Below are 18,606 nucleotides of genomic sequence, written 5' to 3' on the forward strand. Positions count from 1 at the left end.
GTAGGGTATATATGGACGTATCAGAACATTACATTCAACTGCGATTAAACTTTCCACATGTACATGATGAACAAGAAGTACTTACAACGGTAGGTGAACTTGCCGATCTTTTATGTTGTACCATGCGCAATATGAACCTCATTATGAACAAATTCAAGGAGAACGGATGGGTCAGGTGGAACCCGCAGCGCGGAAGAGGCAAAAAATCGATGCTGGTATTTTGTGTCCCGTTGCTTGAAGTGGCGCGTGAACGATTTGACCATCTCCTGGATGGGAACAGGATGGAGGACGCCTATGAACTGGCCGCCACCTTACCAATTACGATGAGAGAACATCTGATGCAGCAAATGCAGCATCAATTTGGTCTGCGTTCGAATGGAGGGGACAGAGGACGAGTGGATACATTGCGGATTCCACGGAATATCCCTTTTAAGACATTGGATCCCACGCAGACGGCCATGTGGGGAGAAGTTTTTATTGTTGCGGAGGTTTTTGATCGTTTGGTTCGTTATAATGCTGAACACCAGGTCTGTGAACCGAGTCTGGCTGTGGCATGGGAGAGTCATTCAGAGGGGAGCGAATGGACCTTTTATCTGCACAAAGGTATACCCTTTCATCATGGCAGAATATTGGATTCAGAGGACGTGAAGTTTACCTTTGATCGTATTATCTCTGACAATAGTAACCCGTGCAGGCCTCTGTTTGGATCTATTGAGCGCATAGAGACGTTGGACGAATTGACTGTACGTTTTGTGTTAAACAAGCCTAACTTCATGTTCCCGGATCTGATGAGTAGTATGTCTGCATCGATCTTGCCGAGAGATGTGGAGATGAATCCGCTCCATCCGATTGGAACAGGACCTTATCGGTTGACGCGTCATGATTCCAAGCTGCTTGTGTTGGAAGTATTCCCTTCCTACTTCCGAGGCCGAGCCTATATTGACCGCGTTGAAATATGGCAACTTCCCCATTCTGGGAGGGTGGAGTCCGTCATCAAGCATAATATATTTCCGGATGCGGAGCCTCGTGCCGTGCAGCATGAGATGCAGGGTGGCATGTATATGACGTTTAATATGCAGAAGGAAGGGCCGCAGCATGAGGTGAATTTTCGCCGGGCTGTTCAACAGCTATTGAATGCGCAGGAGTTGTCGCAAGCGCTCGGAAGCACGAACACGCAGGCTGCCTATAGTCTGATTCGAGGACGAGTACAGCAACCTTTAAAGGTGGGTTCAGATCAAGGGGAGCCAGGGAAACAGCAATCGGAACAAATAGAATGTTCGGTCACACCTGTACCTGACCTTTCCGTGGAGACCTCAATGGTGCGGGCCTCAGCATTATTGCGTCATAGCTCTTATCAAGGGCAGAGTTTAAGTCTGTGGGTGGAAGAAGGAGAGAAGATGGAGACGGATATGGTCTGGTTTGCAGAGAGATGTAAACAGATTGGCCTACATATCAACATTATGCCGGGAGATCCGGTCCACGCAGTCTATCAAGATGGGTTCGGGGATTGTGATCTGATCTATACAGGAGAAATCTTCAATGATCATGTCGTGCTGAGTCTCGTGACGATGTACACCTTCCAGAACACGTTATTCCTGATTGCGATGAATGATTACTGGAGACATGAACTGGAACAGGAATGTGGACGAGTGGTCATGATCCAGGAACCTGCGGAGCGGTTGAATAGATTGATTCGGCTAGAAGATCGACTGATTCAGGAGGCATTGCTTCTGCCCACATACAGCTTCAAGGAAGAACACACCCATCATGATTCGCTGAGAGATTATCGTCTTGCGGGGTATGGTCTGCCTGATCTGCGCAGATTGTGGGTGAAGAGAAGCCCTGGGGCCGCTGAAGAGGATACGAGTTATCCGGTGTATATTCCGTTGTGGTAGGATTAGCTGCCACAACGGAAATGAATCAGGCGTTTTCTATATAAATTGAACTAAACATTTATACAAAACGGAGAGGACAGAAATAACCTGAGGAAGCAGAGCGTTCGCCTTTATCCCCGGATTTTCACTTTATGAAAAGAAATCAAAAAAATCTGGGGATAACAGCGATCAGAAGGTTGTTCTGTCATCGGAGTGACCAGTGTAAATATATTCATTAGTTCAATTTATATAGGTTCAGATCATTTACGAAACCCTGATGAATTCAATAGGCTTTGAACCCGGTTCAAGCAACAAAGGAATGGAGATGAATTGAGCAGCTTCTGAAGATTCATTGAGGGTAAACGTATACGTGATCTTCAGACCGAATAACACAAATTCGACGGAAAACGTATCTTTCCCCGTGTATTCCATGGGCATTTCAATGGCGTTAAAGGTTGCTTGCAACCCGTCCGTTGTCTCTTGAATCGACATCTCGCCATAACCAGGATGCGTGTAAATACCCGCATAAGCGGTGTAAGGGCGATCACAAGGTATGATGTGAGGTTCTTCAATATTTTCCTCAACGGCAGTGTCTGCTTGAATAGGCACTTCCAGAGGATTCTCCGGATTAGCCTCTGTTTCTGTTGATTCTTTCCCCATTAATTTTCTCAATTTGGAACTCCAATTGACGGGCTCTAATCCAAGCAGTTGGTCCATGATATGAAAAGCAACCGTATACGGAATTATACTTCCGTTGGTATTGCTCAGAACCACGATTCCAATCTGTTCCTCTGGCAAAAAGGCAACTTGTGATGCAAAGCCATCAATAGCCCCACCATGATGAATCATGGCATGTCCACGATAAGGCTCAATCATCCAACCCAGACCATATGTACTCATAGGCAGTTCTTGGCTCATGAATGGCGAATCACTAGGCATCTGAGGACTATGCATAATCTTCATCTGTTCCTTAGATATCAATGACGTTCCTTCCCATTGACCTTGATGCAACTGGAATTGAAGCCATGCAATCATATCGATTAGATTGCTGTTAATGGAACCAGCAGGTCCTATGGCATCAATGGCTCGAATAGGTATTCTCGTATTCTGACCATCTTTCTCCATATAAGGGTAAGCATAGTCAGGCTGAAGTTGCATTTTTTCAACAGAGAACAGACTTGAGTTCATACCCAGCGGATTAAATAGATTCTTCTGAACCATCTGCTCCCACGAAGTTTCATTGAGCTGTCCAACCAGATAACCTGCCGTCATGTACATCAGGTTCTGATACTGCCATTTGTTTCGGAAATCCTGATTCGGCTCCAGATACTGTAATGTTCGAACAAGTTCTTCTCTTGTACGTGGGGAGTTGTACCATACCAACTCATGCCTTGGAAGACCGGAACGATGACACAGCATGTCGCGAATAGTTATACGTTCTGTTGCGATCGGATCAAACATCTTGAAGTCTTTCATATACGACTTCACAGGGGTATCCCAGTCCAGTATTCCCTGATCCACAAGCAGAGCAGCAGTTGCTGCGGTAAAGGCTTTGGTACTTGAACCTATGGCAAACAACGTATTAGGGGTAACTTCAAGTTTGGACTCCATGTCACGATAACCGTAGCCCTTTTGCCAGATGACTTCATCCTTATGGATCACAGCCACCGCTGTGCCGACACCATTCCATAATTGAAGCTGCTCGTCGATGAATTCATCCATTCCTTCCAGTGATGTGCTAAGCTTTGTTGTCGTCATACCTTTTCCTCCTAATATTCAATAAAACGAATAATCTCCTACAATTCACTATGCCTTTTCTGGATAAAGTTAACATCCTCCCTGAGACTGATTTTGCGTAGCAATGCCGTATTAACGGACTTCACCGATTGCTTGTCAAACTAGTCCGCATATATCGAACAAGTCCCTCATAACATGTACTAATCAAGTAGGGGTTCTGCTGCAAGCACAATCCTGAAGTGAAAACATGTGCTAAAGGGGATGATGTCATGCGCCGAATATCATGGATGCTTGCCATGGTATTGGTCTTATCGGTCTTGCTTGCCGCCTGCGGGAAGAAGGATGCGGCAGCTGTGGTCAAAGATCTGAACGAAGTCGTAGGAGAGATGGAAAGTTACCAGGGGGCAGGCGTGATGACGCTGCATACCGGAGATACGCCGCAGCAGTACAAGGTCGAGGTATGGCATCAGAAGCCTTCCTATTATCGTATTGCGTTAACGAATGCCAAAAAGGATGTAACACAGATTGTGCTGCGTAACGATGAAGGCGTGTTTGTTTTGACACCGAGCCAGAACAAAAGCTTCCGTTTTCAGAGCAATTGGCCAGATAATCAAGGACAGGTATATCTCTATGAAACATTGATTCGGAGCATTACGGGGGATACAACCCGTCAGTTTGCCGACGAGAAGGAGAGCTATGTTTTTGATGTAGCTGCCAATTATAATACACACGCACTCGTCAGACAGAAGATCTGGCTGAACAAAAGCGATTACGCACCGAAACAGGTGGAGGTATCCGACTCCAATGCCAATGTGGTCGTGGATGTGAAGTTTGATTCCTTCAAATTTGGTGCTGCATTTGAGAAAGACGCCTTTGACATGCAACGTAACATGACAGCAGCTACAAAAGAGGGCGGCCAAACAGGAACGGATTCTGGTGTAACTCCTGCGGAGCAAACAGGTGAGGGCGGTAAAGAACCTGCCAATCCTCAGACTGCGCCTGAACCTGATGGAGCCGTTACTGATGGACAGTCGGGTGTAGGTGGTGACACAGAGCAGCAAGGTACAGAAGGTGCTGCAACAGGTCAGGAAGGCGAAGAGCCGACACTTGCAGAACCGGAAGGGGCAGACAGCTTCGGCGTGATTCAGCCGACCTATGCGCCGGAAGGCGTGCAGCTCAAGGACGATCAGATTCTGGAAGAAGCGGGAGACTATTCGGTTATGCTTCGTTATGAAGGAACATATAATTACACGATATTCGAAGCCAGACCACAGGATCGAGCTGTATCACTTGCTCCATCCCGTGTACTGGATCTGGGATTCACACTGGGCATGGTCAGCGGAGATGCACTGCAGACTCTGACATGGATGACAGATGGCATAGAATATCGGATTACCAGTGCCGACCTGCCTCAGAACGAAATGGCACGCATTGCAACATCGATGCAGGAAGAGTCAGGCAAATGATTTTTGAACAAATGAACGAATAGTAGCATAAACATAAGGAATGCTAAGAAGCATCGGAGACCTGTTCTCCGGTGCTTTGCTTTGATGTAAGAAAGGTATTTATTTAGCGCTGTTTTTCTTACCCGATACACTCAATAAAGCAAAATGCGCTTCTACGCAGAGGGAACCGGGTAAATAATCGATATAAGCAGATTTTGCTTGGGTGAAAAGTGGGATTTTGCCCTGCTAATCTCGCTTATCGGTCTTCTTCTGTGTTCGCATTTGTTCTTCAAAAGGCGCACCTTACATCTGTTTTTGGATGCGAAACTTCGGTTCATTTGACAGTCACATGCTGGAGCATTACGATGGAGTCTGACGTGAGCCGGATTAAGATGATTAGAGAAGGTGACTTAACGTGCAAGGACAATATCGGCCGACCCAAGCGGAGATCAATTTGGATCATTTGTGTACTAACGTAGAAGCTTTCCGCGAGGCATTGCCACAGGGCATGAAATTCCTCGCCTGTGTGAAGGCCAATGCCTATGGACACGGAGCGGTGGAGACGGCTAGGGAACTGGAACGAGTGGGTGTGGATTACTTAAGTGTGGCTTTTCTTGACGAAGCTCTAGAACTGCGACAACATGGGATTACGATTCCAATCCTGGTACTGGGTTATACGCCGCCTGAAGGGATCGCTGTTGCATGGCAACATGATGTGACCGTCACACTGTTCAGCAGGGAAGTGCTTGACGCCATTCGACATCTGGATGCGAGCACATTCGCTAACCAACTGAAGGTTCATATTAAAATCGACAGCGGCATGGGCCGATTAGGTCTGTTGCCTGGCGATGAGGCATTGGCTTTCATTCAGGAAGTAGCTTCGCTCAATCAGGTGATGCTGGAAGGCATGTTTACCCATTTTGCCAGAGCAGATGAAGAAGACAAAACCTATACACTGGAGCAGTATAGACGGTTCCAAAGCGTAGTTCATGCGCTCAGGGATCAGGGATGTTCCATCCCGATTATACATACGGCGAACAGCGCCGCTGCCATTGATACACCGGAATTGTCCTATGACATGGTACGTGTGGGAATAAGCCTGTACGGACTGTATCCTTCGGCTGAGGTGAATCATCAGGTGGTGAAGCTGTCCCCGGTATTGACGCTGAAGACAAAAGCGGTTCTGGTCAAAACACTGCCACCCCATTGGGGGATCAGTTACGGAACCCGTTATTTTACGCAAGGTTACGAACGAATAGCGACCCTGCCGATCGGATATGCAGACGGATTCTCCAGAATGCTGACAGGTAAAGCAGAAGTGCTTGTACGCGGACGCCGCGTCCCTGTCGTCGGTACAATCTGCATGGATCAGTGTATGGTGTCGTTACAATCTTTCGCGGAAGAGGCGGAAGAAATTCAAGTCGGCGAAGAGGTTGTCCTCATCGGTCATCAGTCTGGTGGCGTAATAACCGCAGACGAGGTGGCATCTCAGCTCGGTACGATTGCTTATGAAGTGATCTGCATGATGGCGCACCGCATTCCGCGGGTATATACCCGCGGGGGAGCAGTAGTCGCCAGAATCAATCCACTTTTGACATCCTGACAGGTAAACTGGACGTCATTCCCAATAAACTTTTTTTCAGAACAGAAGGAAAACTGTCGGAGCATCTCGAATTATGTATGATGGTAAGGATTTAATTCCTGAATTGAGATGTTTGGTCTGTACGAATATTGTTCCCCGTGTTTATAATGGAGTACAGCATACTTGATATACTCGGGGCATATATATTCCTTTGTATAAAAGTTCTGGAAAAACGTAATACTGGTTCACAATGGCGAAAGGTTTGTGGGGGTGGAAGAAAGGTGGCCAACTTGCAGAACACCAAGCGGATCATGATCAGTTTACCTGATTATCTTTTGCAGGAAGTGGATGGCATCGTAGCGCTGGAGAATTCCAACCGCAGCGAATTGATTAGGCAGGCTATGAAGCTGTATTTAACGGAGCGTAAGAAACGTTACATCCGTGAAACGATGCAGCGAGGGTACATGGAGATGGCAAAAATTAATCTGACCATGGCATCCGAAGCCTTTCATGCGGAGGAAGATGCGGACAGCACTCTGGACCGCTTAGTTAGCGGGGTGTAGACATTGATCGTAAAACGTGGTGACGTTTTTTTTGCGGATCTTTCTCCCGTTGTCGGTTCCGAGCAAGGTGGAGTCAGGCCGGTTCTGGTGATCCAGAATGATATCGGCAACCGGTTCAGTCCAACTTGTATTGTGGCGGCTATCACCGCCCAAATCCAGAAGGCAAAGCTGCCAACGCATGTTGAAATTGATGCGGCGGCACACGGCTTTGACCGGGACTCGGTTATTTTGCTCGAACAAATACGGACGATTGATAAACAGAGGCTGACTGACAAGATTACCCATCTGGACGAGGAGACCATGAAATTGGTCAACGAAGCCTTACAGATCAGCCTTGGTTTAATCGATTTTTAAGGCAGCAACCAGCGTCTTGTACGCTGCACTGCCGTCCGTTGGCAATGGATGTTCCCGTAAGGGAACACACTGAATTCAGACTGTAACCAAAAGAGCGTATGACATCCTTCGGGCTGTTATGCGCTCTTTTGATTAAAGCTTGATGAAAGCGTAGAACATTGGCGATCTTTTCGCTATAATGAAACCTGAGAAACCGTTTACCCGAAAGACCTATATATAGAGGTGGAGGAGACATATGAGCATTTACATCAATCAGAATCAGGAGAAACTTCAGTTTCATTTACAGACCCGCGAGGCCAGTTACGTATTTCAGGTACTGCCTTCAGGATATTTGGTGCATTTGTATTATGGCAAAAAATTACGCGACACCGATCTGAGCTGGTTGCATGTACGGACAGAACGAGCATCTTTCAGTCCGAACCCGGTACCAGAGGACCGTACAATTTCATTTGATACATTGGCAGTGGAACTACCCGTGTATGGCACAAGTGATTTCCGTAATCCGGCTATCCAATTGGAACTTGAGAATGGCTCGACGGTTTCGGAGTTTACGTATACAGGTCATCGATTGATCAAAGGAAAGACAGCGCTTACCGGACTGCCAGCAACGTATGTTGAATCCGATGAAGAAGCAGAGACGCTGGTTATTGAGTTGGAAGACCGCGTTGCAGGCATCAAAATCGAGCTTTCTTATACAGCCTTTACGGCATTTAATGCAATTACACGCTCGATGCGTATCGTTAATGAGAGCGCTACCTCAGTGAATGTGGTGCGTGCGCTTAGTTCTTCTGTTGATTTCCCGCATGCGGATTATGAATTGTTGCAATTGTCAGGTGCATGGACACGGGAACGTGATATTGTTCGCAGACCGCTTGCTTCAGGCCTGCAAGGAATTGAGAGCCGTCGTGGTTCAAGCAGTCACCAGCAGAATCCATTTATTGCGCTGATGACACCAGGCACGGATGAAGACCAAGGTGAAGTTTACGGATTCAGTCTCGTCTATAGTGGCAGCTTCACTGCACAGGCTGAAGTGGATCAGTTCCACACCACACGTGTATCGCTCGGGATCAACCCGTTCGAGTTCAGCTGGAAGCTGGAGCCACAAGAAGCGTTCCAGACACCTGAGACGGTTATGGTATATTCGGCTGCAGGTTTGGACGGCATGTCACAGTCCTACCACGAATTGTATCGGGAGCGTCTTGCGCGTGGTAAGTTCCGTAATGCGGAACGTCCGGTTCTGGTCAATAACTGGGAAGCAACCTACTTTGGATTCAATGCAGACAAGATTGAGCAGATCGCTCGCGCCGGACAGAAGCTGGGTATTGAGTTGTTTGTCTTGGATGATGGCTGGTTTGGACATCGGGACAGCGACAATTCCTCATTGGGCGACTGGATTGTAGATAAGAACAAATTGCCACAGGGTCTGGATGATCTGGCTAACCGTGTAACAGGTCTGGACATGCAGTTCGGTTTGTGGTTTGAACCAGAGATGATCTCACCAGACAGTGAGCTGTACCGTGCGCACCCAGACTGGTGTCTGCATGTGCCTGATCGTCGCCGGACAGAAGGACGTCAACAACTGGTACTCGACTTCTCTCGTCAGGATGTACGTGATGAGATTGTGCGCATGTTAACAGACGTACTTGGTTCTGCACCAATCACTTATGTGAAATGGGACATGAACCGCAATATGACGGAAGTGGGTTCTGCATTGCTTCCGGCAGATAGACAGCGTGAGACTGCGCATCGTTACATGCTGGGGCTGTATGACGTGATGGAACGAATCACCTCGGCGTTCCCGAACATTCTGTTCGAGAGTTGTTCAGGTGGTGGTGGTCGCTTCGATCCAGGTATGCTGTATTACATGCCACAGACTTGGACAAGTGATAACACGGATGCCATATCCCGTCTGCGGATTCAATACGGTACAAGTCTTGTGTACCCGGTGAGTTCGATGGGATCGCATATCTCAGCGGTACCGAATCATCAGGTCAACCGGATCACTTCGCTTGAGATTCGGGGACATGTTGCGATGTCGGGCAACTTCGGGTATGAGCTGGATTTGACGAAATTCACCGAGGAAGAGAACGACATCGTGAAAGCCCAGGTTGAGCTGTACAAGGAGATTCGTGGAACGGTTCAATATGGAACATTCCGTCGTTTGCTCAGTCCGTTTGAAGGCAATGAGACGGCGTGGATGTTTATTGCACCGGACGGAAGCGAAGCTGTTGTATTCTACTTCCGTGTGCTCTCTGAGCCCAATGCGCCACTTCAGCGCCTGAAGCTGAAAGGATTGGACCCTAATGCGGATTACCGTCTGAAAGGCGGATCGGAGACCTTTACCGGCGATGCCCTCATGTATGGCGGTATTTCGGTAGGCAGCACATCAGGAGACTATCTGAGCGAAATGTTCCGGTTCGAGCGCGTCTAGATTGCTATTTTATTTAAAGCTTTAAAAAAAGGGAGGACCGAGGAGTGTCGTGATGACGTTTTTCGGTCTTTTTTTGACGTAATGGGGAAGGCTGGAGGATGACATCATTCTGTCAGAACTTGTATGCTTGCGGATTGATGGAAATCTGGACGTGATTCTGTGATAATATAGGGTAGAGTGGAAGAAACAAATGGTTCAACTATACTGTAATTACAGCAGCAAAGCTGCCCTGAAATGATTGTAACGAACGATTCAGGAAGGAAAGAGGGATTTATTTTGTCTGAACAGGAAACGGTTCTGGAACCCAATGAAGAAACAATAAAGGCAGAACGCCATGAACGAATCATCAAACAGGTAGCCAAGGAACTGTCACTGTCCTTGAAGCAGGTCCGCACAACGTCGGAGCTTCTGGACGAAGGCAATACGATTCCATTTATCGCCCGCTACCGTAAAGAAATGACTGGAGAGCTGGATGAGAACCAGCTGCGATCGATTGAAGAACGCATTGTTTATCTGCGCAATCTTGAGGATCGCAAATTGGAAGTCATCCGTATTATAGAGGAACAGGGCAAACTGACCGGAGAACTGAAGCAATCCATTACGCAAGCTGTGAAGCTGCAGGAAGTGGAAGATTTGTATCGACCTTACCGTCAGAAGCGGAAAACGCGTGCCAGTGTGGCAAAAGAAAAAGGTCTTGAGCCCCTTGCTGTATGGATCTGGGGTCAACCGAAACAAGGAGATGTACTTCAGGAAGCTGCGAAATATATCAATGCTGAATTGGGTGTAGAAGATGCGGAGTCGGCGCTTCAGGGAGCCAAAGACATTCTCGCGGAGAATATCGCAGACGATGCTGCCATTCGTGCCTGGATTCGTCGGTACACCTTGGATCACGGGATGCTGACTTCTGAAGCGAAGGATGCTCAAGAGGAGTCCGTGTACGAGAATTATTATGATTACCGCGAATTAGCCAAAAAAATGCCTCCACACCGTATTCTCGCAATTAATCGCGGTGAACGTGAGAGTATTCTGAAAGTCGGCCTGGACGTACAGGCAGAACCGGCCCATCGCCATATGGAAGGACAGATCATTCGTGGTGCTTCTGCCGTGCAGGATATCCTGCGTGATGTGATTGAAGATGCATACAAGCGGCTGATTGCGCCTTCCATCGAGCGAGAAGTTCGGGGAGAACTTACGGAAAAAGGTGAAAATCAGGCCATATCGGTATTCTCGGCCAATCTGCGTAACCTGTTGCTTCAACCGCCGATTCACGGCAAACGTGTGCTGGGTGTCGATCCGGCCTATCGTACCGGTTGTAAACTGGCTGTAGTAGATGATACGGGCAAACTGCTGGAAGTGGCTGTGACCTACCCAACGCCACCACACAACAAGAAACGTGAAGCTGCCGAAGTATTCCATCGGATGATCAAGCAATATGATATCGGACTAATCGTCATTGGTAATGGTACCGGATCACGTGAGACAGAGCAATTTGTTGCCGAGATCATTCAGGAGAACGGTGATGAAAGTCTTGTGTATCTGATTGTTAACGAAGCAGGCGCGAGTGTATATTCTGCATCCAAGCTGGCCCAGGAAGAATTCCCTGATCTGGATGTTGCGGAGCGCAGTGCAGCTTCCATTGCTCGCCGGGTACAAGACCCGCTGGCGGAGTTGGTTAAGATTGATCCAAAAGCCATTGGCGTGGGTCAATATCAGCATGACGTATCCCAGAAGATTCTCGAAGAAAGCCTGAAGGCTGTCGTCGAATCCGCAGTTAACCATGTGGGTGTGGACGTGAATACAGCATCACCATCGTTGCTGTCATATGTTGCCGGAGTTAACGCTACGATTGCCAAAAACATTGTGAAGTACCGTGAAGAAAATGGCCGGTTTACGAACCGCCGTCAGCTTCAGAAGGTGCCACGTCTTGGTGCGAAGACTTATGAGCAGTGCGTAGGCTTCATGCGTATTGGTGAGGGCGAGAACCCGCTGGACCGTACACCTATTCACCCTGAGTCTTACAAGGTAGTGGATCAGCTGTTCAAGGAGCTTCAGGTTGCACTGGACAAGCTGGGCAGCAAGGAACTGTCGGTATTACTATCAGAGCAACAGCCAGAACAATTGGCTGTGAAACTGGACGTAGGTGTGCCTACGTTGCGTGACATTCTGGACAGCTTGCAGCGTCCGGGGCGTGACCCGCGTGAAGAAATGCCGTTGCCAATCTTCCGTACAGATGTATTGAAAATTGAGGATCTGGTGGAAGGCATGGAGCTGCAAGGTACGGTTCGGAACGTTATTGATTTTGGTGCTTTTGTTGATATTGGGATCAAGAGTGATGGGCTTGTCCATATTTCACAGCTCAGCAACGGGTATGTTAAACACCCGATGGATGTTGTATCTGTAGGTGATAATGTAACGGTCTGGGTTATGAATGTGGATACCAAAAAAGGCCGTGTCGGCCTGACGATGAAGAAGCCTGCTTCTGCGCAACAGTCTTCTTAAATAGTAGGATTGGAGAACAGCCTTCCCTAACCAGGAAGGCTGTTTGTTGTCGACAGTAATAGTCCCGTTATCCGTTCTAATTGCTCTAGTAAGTACGGTGGGCAATATGTGCATTTTCTTAAAGTGCGTGTTCAAAAGGCCATCTTTCGTAATCCAAAGCAGACTTTTATGAACTACCTCTTAAAGTTCGTTCTCCGCGCTGCGTGGTGTGCCATTTGCTGGTTTGTTACGATAAAAGAACCAGCATTCGTTCAGCAACTTGATTTGCCGGCTGTCCTTTTTGTGAAATGCACGCATCAGTTGATTGCAAAGCCATTGAGGCAAGGGTATCTCCTCCTCTTGCATAATTCATCTGTACGTTAGCATATGTGGCAATAGCCTGGACTGTGCGGGATAAGTGGAGCCCTCCGGCAAATCAATCTGGTTCACTCAAAAAAAAGCACAAATCCCAATTCAGGGAAATGTGCTTTTTGTTCTCATCATTATAAAATGATACCTGCGGTGAATTAGAGAGCTTCCATCTCTTCTTCATACCATTGTTCCAATTGGGCCTGAAGAGCCCGGATTTCGGTAAGCAGAGAAATCAAAGGATAATGGCTTTCACGTAGTACTGCAAAAGATTCTTCAAGCGCATTGATATAATCAAGGCCGCCGATGATAGTAAGATTTTCGTTTAGGAGATCGAGGCTGTCACATTCGGCGATCGCCCAAGGCAGGACAGGGACATCTGCTGCAGTGAGTTTATCAATTTCCTTGTGCAGGCGCAGGTTGAGCGCACTGAGTTGATAGGCGTAATCTGCGGGCATTTCCACGAACTGCAAGTGTTGTTCCTGCTGCAGGATGACATAGCGCATTGTAGGCATAACGAGTAATAATCTCCCCTCATACATTCTACTTGACAGTGTAGCCTACGAAACGGTTAAAATTCAAGTATTATACCGGAAAAACAAATGCTCCGAGGGGGTGCAAGGAGAGGATATCGATGGAAAATGAGGAATTGCAACAATGGATTGAACAGGTATCACTGGATCATTTCGGAGTGCCGTTCACCCATGAAGCGTTGTTTAACAGTCGCCTGACCACGACGGGTGGGCGTTATATGCTTAAAAGTCACCGGATTGAGATCAATCCGCATCAACTCGAAGCCTATGGGCGAGATGAGGTTGAGAAAATCATCAAGCATGAGCTGTGTCACTATCATCTGCATATTCGTGGGCGCGGCTATCAGCATCGTGACCCGGAATTCAAGGCTTTATTGCAGAAGGTAGGCGGTTCGCGTTACTGCCAATCACTTCCTGACGGCAAAGGCAGAAAGCCGCTGCCATATCGTTATAAGCTGGTGTGCAAGAGCTGTGGTACGGAATATTTGCGCAAGCGGAAAATAGATCCTAAGCGTTATCGTTGTGGTCGTTGCGCGGGAAAACTGGGGCTTCAGAATATCTGATGTGCGTTTCGTTCAATGTATTAAAGAAAGTGATGGAAGGGATGTTGACTTGGATTATTAATCATGGTAGATTAATCTTATTCAAGTTAATTTTCCCTGATAGCTCAGTTGGTAGAGCACTCGACTGTTAATCGAGTTGTCACAGGTTCGAGCCCTGTTCGGGGAGCCATTTCTTGGAGAGATACCCAAGTGGCTATAAGGGGACCCTCTGCTAAGGGGTTAGACTGCGTAAGCGGTGCGAGGGTTCGAATCCCTCTCTCTCCGTTCTGAATTAAACTTCTCTGCAAAGGGATGAGAACCCTAAAGGTTCGTCGGAGCATAAGCTTCGTTAGCAATACTTCGCAGTCTCGAACGAAGTGAGAGTACTCCTCTTTCTCCGTTCTGATTGCACAAAAAATCCTCTTCACATTAGACCGGTTAACGGTCAGTGTGAAGAGGATTTTTTGCGTTTACTGATCTTTGGTTATCGCTCGTATACACTTCTGCTTAAAGTGAAATGCTCAACACCTCGTATAAACCTTTCTTGCCTGCTTCCGTTACTTCGACAGAGCGACTTCCTGTTTTTTGACGAATCCAGTCCAGTTCCGCTAACCGATGTCTGAGTTGTTCCCCAAGCATACCTGAGAGATGATGACGGCGTTCGCTCCAATCCAGACATTTGCGAGCGATGGCCCGGCGTGATCCCGGCTTCATCTGAAGTTCAATTCCGAACGTAGTGAACCACTGTATTCCTTTCTCTGTAACTTGATAATCCTTGCTGTGTGCCTCTTCGGGGTCTGAAAGATACCCCTTTTGTACTAAGGCTTCACAGAGCGAGATTCCCAATTTCCCGGCCAGATGACCATAACAGGTCCGTGCATGACTCAGTTGTTGAAGCTGATCGGATTGTTTGAGAGAGCGGATCTGTACAGGTGGAGCAATACTGGCCATGCTTTCAATCAGATTAGCAATTTCTTTGTTTGCAAGACGGTAGTATCGGTGGCGCCCTTGTTGTTCAACTTCGAGTAATCCTCCCTCTACGAGTTTAGCTAGATGGCTGCTTGCCGTCTGGGGAGTGACACTTGCCATATGAGCAAGCTCTCCTGCGGGCAACGCACGGCCATCCAGTAAGGATGATAGAAAAATAGCGCGGCTTGGATCAGCGATTAACGACGCAATAACAGTAATATTCGGATATACATTCATACTTCGATCATACCTGAACTATTACTGTATTACAATCGAGTTGTATCGTCCCATAGGGGTCAGATTGAGCTTATAAAGCATTGGAATGGGAACAGGAGAGGTACAGGATGAAAAAGATAACGAAACAGTACTTCGCTACAGAGCAGTTGTCCGCGAGTCAAGAAGTGATTCAACATGAGACGATTAATCCCAGTATTTTATATTATGGTACGCCTGTAGTGCTGCTGAGCACATTAAATGAGGATGGATCAACCAACCTGTCACCATTATCCTCGTCTTGGGCACTGGGGGATTGTCTGGTTCTCGGTCTAGGTACACACGGCAAAGCCTATGAAAATCTGAGTCGACACCCGGAGTGTGTAATTAATCTGCCGGATGCGACCATGTGGAAACAGGTTGAGGCATTGGGTCGTTATACGGGAGTTACCCCGGTTCCTGAGGAGAAAAGGAAGATGGGCTATGAATATTGTCATGATAAATTCACTGTAGCTGGACTGACATCTGAATGCTCGGTTCAGGTGGCTCCAGATAAAATAGTTGAATGTCCGCTCCAGGTTGAAGCAGCTGTACAACACATACGTATTCCCGAACATACACCGTTCATGGCGATTGTTGAAGTGAAAGCGTTGAAGGTGCACGCACACACCAGACTAATATCTGGACCGAACAAGATTAATCCGGAGGAATGGCATCCGCTGATATATAATTTCAGACATTATTTCGGATTGGGCAAGAGACAAGGGGAAAATTTCCGGGCAGAGAATTGACCTGAGTGGAGGCTTTTTATTAGTCATGTAAAGATTGGGTAATAGTAAAGATAGACTCATGTAAGCATATACATAATGAAAGAGGTGATGTGCATGGAAGTGGAATATTTGATGCGTGTACTCATAGCTGGAATATGTGGTGTGCTAATCGGATATGAGCGCAAGAATCGAATGAAAGAAGCGGGAATCCGTACTCATTTTGTGGTCGCCGTTGGTGCTGCCCTGATGATGATTGTATCGAAATACGGATTCCAGGATCAGGCTGGCTGGGACAATCTGTCCCTTGACCCTTCAAGGATCGCTGCACAAGTTGTTAGTGGTGTGGGGTTCATTGGAGCGGGCATGATCTTCACACAGCGTCACACGGTCAGGGGATTGACCACAGCGGCTGGCATATGGGCTACGGCAGGCATGGGACTTGCTGTGGGTTCAGGTCTGTATTGGACGGGTGCGGGCGTGACACTGCTTATTGTCGTGGCACAGATGTTACTGCATAGACCTACACGCTGGCTGGTATCCGCTCGAACAGAGACGTTAACCATCCATCTGCAAAATGAGGGAGAGGCCCTGAAGACTGTTTTGGCACTGCTGGGACAGGAGAAGATCTCGGTCATCGGATTTAAGACTGAACAGCAAACAAGCACAGACTCCGTGGAAGAGACTGTGCTTGAGTTCACGTTGCAACTACCGGGTTCATACCGGGGCGAGCAACTGATTATTTTGTTACAGGACGTGCCTCACGTTCGATCTGCGGAGTTAAAATGAAGAGAACCTGCATGGATCAACAGGTGACCATGCAGGTTCAGTGCTTAATTCAGGATGGGTTCGATTACTGACCTTCTCCGACAATCGTTTCTGGGCGGGATACCGGTTTACCCTCGAGCAGGCACTCGATGGCATGGGCAACACCGTGCTCCACATTGGTCAGCGTTATGGCTTTGGCTAATGCCTGGATTTCGGGTTCGCCATTACCCATGGCGATGCCGAGTCCTGCCATTTTTAACATGGAGACATCATTGAAGTTATCGCCAATAGCTACGGTATCCTCCATGGAGATGTTCAGGTGAGCCGCCAGTTTGGTGAGGGCATTACCTTTGGAGACGTCCGGGTGCTGCATTTCGAAGTTATGCTCAAAGGATACAACCATAGCGACATCAGATCGGGAAGCGAAGTATTCTCGTCCTGTCTTTACTTTGTCCGGATTCATGGAGAAGGCCATAATATTATAGATGTAGGCTTCTGCCGGAATTTCGAGATGGCTGTTTACGCGGTGGTAGTCTTTTTTGTCATAGTGTTTCTTGATGGAGCGAATCATGCGTGCAATGTCCTCACCAGGGTTTGAACCAAGAACACGTTCCATCTCGGCGAGCAAGGTCTCATGACTGCTACGTGGGGCATAGATGCCTTGTTGTGTTGAAGCCTCATAATAGACATCATGATCTTCCAGCCACTGCATGACGGAAGCTGCTGTGTCACGCTCGAGCGGAAGATGGAATAAACGTTCACCGTCTGCGTCATGAATTGTCGCTCCGTTGGAGCCGATAATTGGGGTTTTGATTCCGCCTTCGCGGCTGATGGTCACAACATCGGAATAGACACGTCCTGTTGCGATGGTAACTTTCATACCGGATTGCTGGGCCTTTTGGATGGCTGCGGCATTCTCCGGGCTAATCTGGCTATCTATGTTCAACAAAGTTCCATCTAAATCTGTGGCAAATAATTTCATATATTTACAACTCCTTATCATCTGTAGGTTCAGGAATGAGAATCTCAACCTGTTGTTCGGCTAGAAAAACAAGCCATTCTTTGGTTGGCCATTGATCCGTAATCAACACATCCACCAATGACCAGTCGGCAAAACGATAACCATAACGTCTATCAAACTTGGATTGATCTGCAAGAACAACAACTTTCTTGGCAGCTTTCATCATTTGGTGTTTAATTTTCCCTTCCTCTTCGGAAGCACTGAAGCCCTCCATGGTGATACCGCCAATTCCGATAAAGGCTTTATCTACATAATAGTGGGAGAGGGTCTCGATAACAGAGGTACCGTAGACATAACGTTGTTCCTTATCTACTTTGCCTCCGAGCAAACGAATCTGGACAGCAGTGTGATTGGAGAGAAGATCAGCGGAATGAATCGAATTAGTAATGACGGTACAGGATTTACCGTTTAAGTTCTCGGCACAGGCCTGCACAGTCGTGGAAGAGTCCAGAATAATGATCTCGCCTTGTCTTACAATGGCCGCAGCGAGTTTGCCGATGGCCCTCTTTTCCTCAGATACATCGAGTAAACGGTCTTTGTAGGATCTGAATTCTTGCGGAGGAGGGGGGAGAATCGCGCCGCCACGTGTTCGGATAATGGCATCCTGTTCCTCAAGCTTAATCAGATCCCTGCGTGCAGTATCCCGTGATACATCAAACAAGGCGACAATATCATCGGCTGAGATGCGATTGTGTTTGCGTAGATGTTCAACAATGAGCTGCATTCGTTCTTCTTGAAACAAACATGTCACCTCCGGTTGTATGGATGACCGTACTTATACTGATACTTTAATTATAAGTATTTTTAATGTGATTTGCAATATTATAAGTGAACGTAAGTTTTTATAAGTGTTTTGATGGATGGTTTACATTGTTCCTGCACGGGGATGACATTGGCATGAACGGGAGGTGGCTAATAACGGGGCTCTGAAGAAGAGTATGCAATGGGCAAAAAGGCTTG

The 18,606-nt window shown here is 47.4% G+C and carries 16 protein-coding genes and 2 tRNA genes; 12 read left to right on the forward strand and 6 right to left on the reverse strand.

Going from position 1 to position 18,606, the window contains the following annotated elements:
• The first annotated feature begins 11 nt into the window (after positions 1-11).
• The gene (locus MHI48_RS07080) at positions 12-1,895 is read left to right on the forward strand and encodes an ABC transporter substrate-binding protein (RefSeq protein WP_405143562.1); all 1,884 of its coding nucleotides are present in this window, start codon (positions 12-14) and stop codon (positions 1,893-1,895) included.
• Positions 1,896-2,138: 243 nt separating this feature from the next.
• Here the strand turns inward: MHI48_RS07080 and MHI48_RS07085 are convergent, their stop codons facing one another.
• Entirely contained in the window at positions 2,139-3,632 is a 1,494-nt protein-coding gene (locus MHI48_RS07085) for a serine hydrolase (RefSeq protein ID WP_405143564.1), read from the reverse strand.
• Positions 3,633-3,880: 248 nt separating this feature from the next.
• Between MHI48_RS07085 and MHI48_RS07090 the strand changes: the two genes are divergently transcribed.
• The 6 genes from MHI48_RS07090 (at position 3,881) to MHI48_RS07115 (ending at position 12,485) form a co-directional block, all read left to right on the forward strand.
• Positions 3,881-5,077 carry a DUF4367 domain-containing protein gene (locus tag MHI48_RS07090; RefSeq protein ID WP_405143566.1) on the forward strand — a complete coding sequence of 399 codons (1,197 nt, stop codon included), beginning with the start codon at positions 3,881-3,883 and terminating at the stop codon, positions 5,075-5,077.
• 394 nt (positions 5,078-5,471) lie between these two features.
• Positions 5,472-6,659 carry an alanine racemase gene (alr, locus tag MHI48_RS07095; RefSeq protein ID WP_127551307.1) on the forward strand — a complete coding sequence of 396 codons (1,188 nt, stop codon included), beginning with the start codon at positions 5,472-5,474 and terminating at the stop codon, positions 6,657-6,659.
• Between the two features lie 260 nt (positions 6,660-6,919).
• Positions 6,920-7,201, forward strand: coding sequence for a CopG family ribbon-helix-helix protein (locus MHI48_RS07100; RefSeq protein WP_017690037.1), 282 nt, complete (start codon positions 6,920-6,922; stop codon positions 7,199-7,201).
• Positions 7,202-7,204: 3 nt separating this feature from the next.
• The gene (locus MHI48_RS07105) at positions 7,205-7,555 is read left to right on the forward strand and encodes a type II toxin-antitoxin system PemK/MazF family toxin (protein WP_024630714.1); all 351 of its coding nucleotides are present in this window, start codon (positions 7,205-7,207) and stop codon (positions 7,553-7,555) included.
• 235 nt (positions 7,556-7,790) lie between these two features.
• The gene (locus MHI48_RS07110; protein WP_340027188.1) at positions 7,791-9,986 is read left to right on the forward strand and encodes an alpha-galactosidase; all 2,196 of its coding nucleotides are present in this window, start codon (positions 7,791-7,793) and stop codon (positions 9,984-9,986) included.
• Positions 9,987-10,262: 276 nt separating this feature from the next.
• The gene (locus tag MHI48_RS07115; RefSeq protein WP_405143569.1) at positions 10,263-12,485 is read left to right on the forward strand and encodes a Tex family protein; all 2,223 of its coding nucleotides are present in this window, start codon (positions 10,263-10,265) and stop codon (positions 12,483-12,485) included.
• A gap of 180 nt (positions 12,486-12,665) precedes the next feature.
• Here MHI48_RS07115 and cmpA read toward each other — a convergent pair whose 3' ends face one another.
• Positions 12,666-12,809, reverse strand: coding sequence for a cortex morphogenetic protein CmpA (gene cmpA, locus MHI48_RS07120; protein ID WP_017690033.1), 144 nt, complete (start codon positions 12,807-12,809; stop codon positions 12,666-12,668).
• 182 nt (positions 12,810-12,991) lie between these two features.
• Complete coding sequence (locus MHI48_RS07125; RefSeq protein ID WP_047842018.1) at positions 12,992-13,348, reverse strand: hypothetical protein; 357 nt, start codon at positions 13,346-13,348, stop codon at positions 12,992-12,994.
• A gap of 119 nt (positions 13,349-13,467) precedes the next feature.
• Here MHI48_RS07125 and MHI48_RS07130 point away from each other — a divergent pair, with 119 nt between their 5' ends.
• From MHI48_RS07130 to MHI48_RS07140, 3 genes are all read left to right on the forward strand, one after another.
• Positions 13,468-13,929, forward strand: a complete 462-nt coding sequence (locus MHI48_RS07130) for a SprT family protein (RefSeq protein WP_036669054.1) — start codon at positions 13,468-13,470, stop codon at positions 13,927-13,929.
• 93 nt (positions 13,930-14,022) lie between these two features.
• Positions 14,023-14,098 (forward strand) — tRNA-Asn (locus MHI48_RS07135).
• 6 nt (positions 14,099-14,104) lie between these two features.
• Positions 14,105-14,193 (forward strand) — tRNA-Ser (locus MHI48_RS07140).
• 222 nt (positions 14,194-14,415) lie between these two features.
• Here the strand turns inward: MHI48_RS07140 and MHI48_RS07145 are convergent.
• Entirely contained in the window at positions 14,416-15,114 is a 699-nt protein-coding gene (locus tag MHI48_RS07145) for a winged helix-turn-helix domain-containing protein (protein WP_340032184.1), read from the reverse strand.
• Between the two features lie 107 nt (positions 15,115-15,221).
• On the opposite strand from MHI48_RS07145, the gene MHI48_RS07150 reads away from it, so the two are divergent.
• Both MHI48_RS07150 and MHI48_RS07155 read left to right on the forward strand, forming a co-directional pair.
• A complete protein-coding gene (locus tag MHI48_RS07150) occupies positions 15,222-15,881 on the forward strand; it encodes a flavin reductase family protein (protein WP_405143571.1) in 660 nt (219 codons plus the stop codon).
• Positions 15,882-15,974: 93 nt separating this feature from the next.
• On the forward strand, positions 15,975-16,646 hold the full coding sequence (locus MHI48_RS07155) for an MgtC/SapB family protein (RefSeq protein WP_017690026.1): 672 nt from the start codon (positions 15,975-15,977) through the stop codon (positions 16,644-16,646).
• Between the two features lie 64 nt (positions 16,647-16,710).
• On the opposite strand, the gene MHI48_RS07160 is transcribed toward MHI48_RS07155, so the two are convergent.
• A complete protein-coding gene (locus MHI48_RS07160) occupies positions 16,711-17,607 on the reverse strand; it encodes a Cof-type HAD-IIB family hydrolase (RefSeq protein WP_036610865.1) in 897 nt (298 codons plus the stop codon).
• A 4-nt stretch (positions 17,608-17,611) separates the two neighbouring features.
• On the reverse strand, positions 17,612-18,388 hold the full coding sequence (locus MHI48_RS07165; protein ID WP_340019596.1) for a DeoR/GlpR family DNA-binding transcription regulator: 777 nt from the start codon (positions 18,386-18,388) through the stop codon (positions 17,612-17,614).
• Between the last annotated feature and the right edge of the window lie 218 nt (positions 18,389-18,606).

The organism is Paenibacillus sp. FSL H7-0942, from assembly GCF_045040715.1.
In the GTDB taxonomy this organism is placed as follows: Bacteria; Bacillota; Bacilli; order Paenibacillales; family Paenibacillaceae; genus Paenibacillus; species Paenibacillus amylolyticus.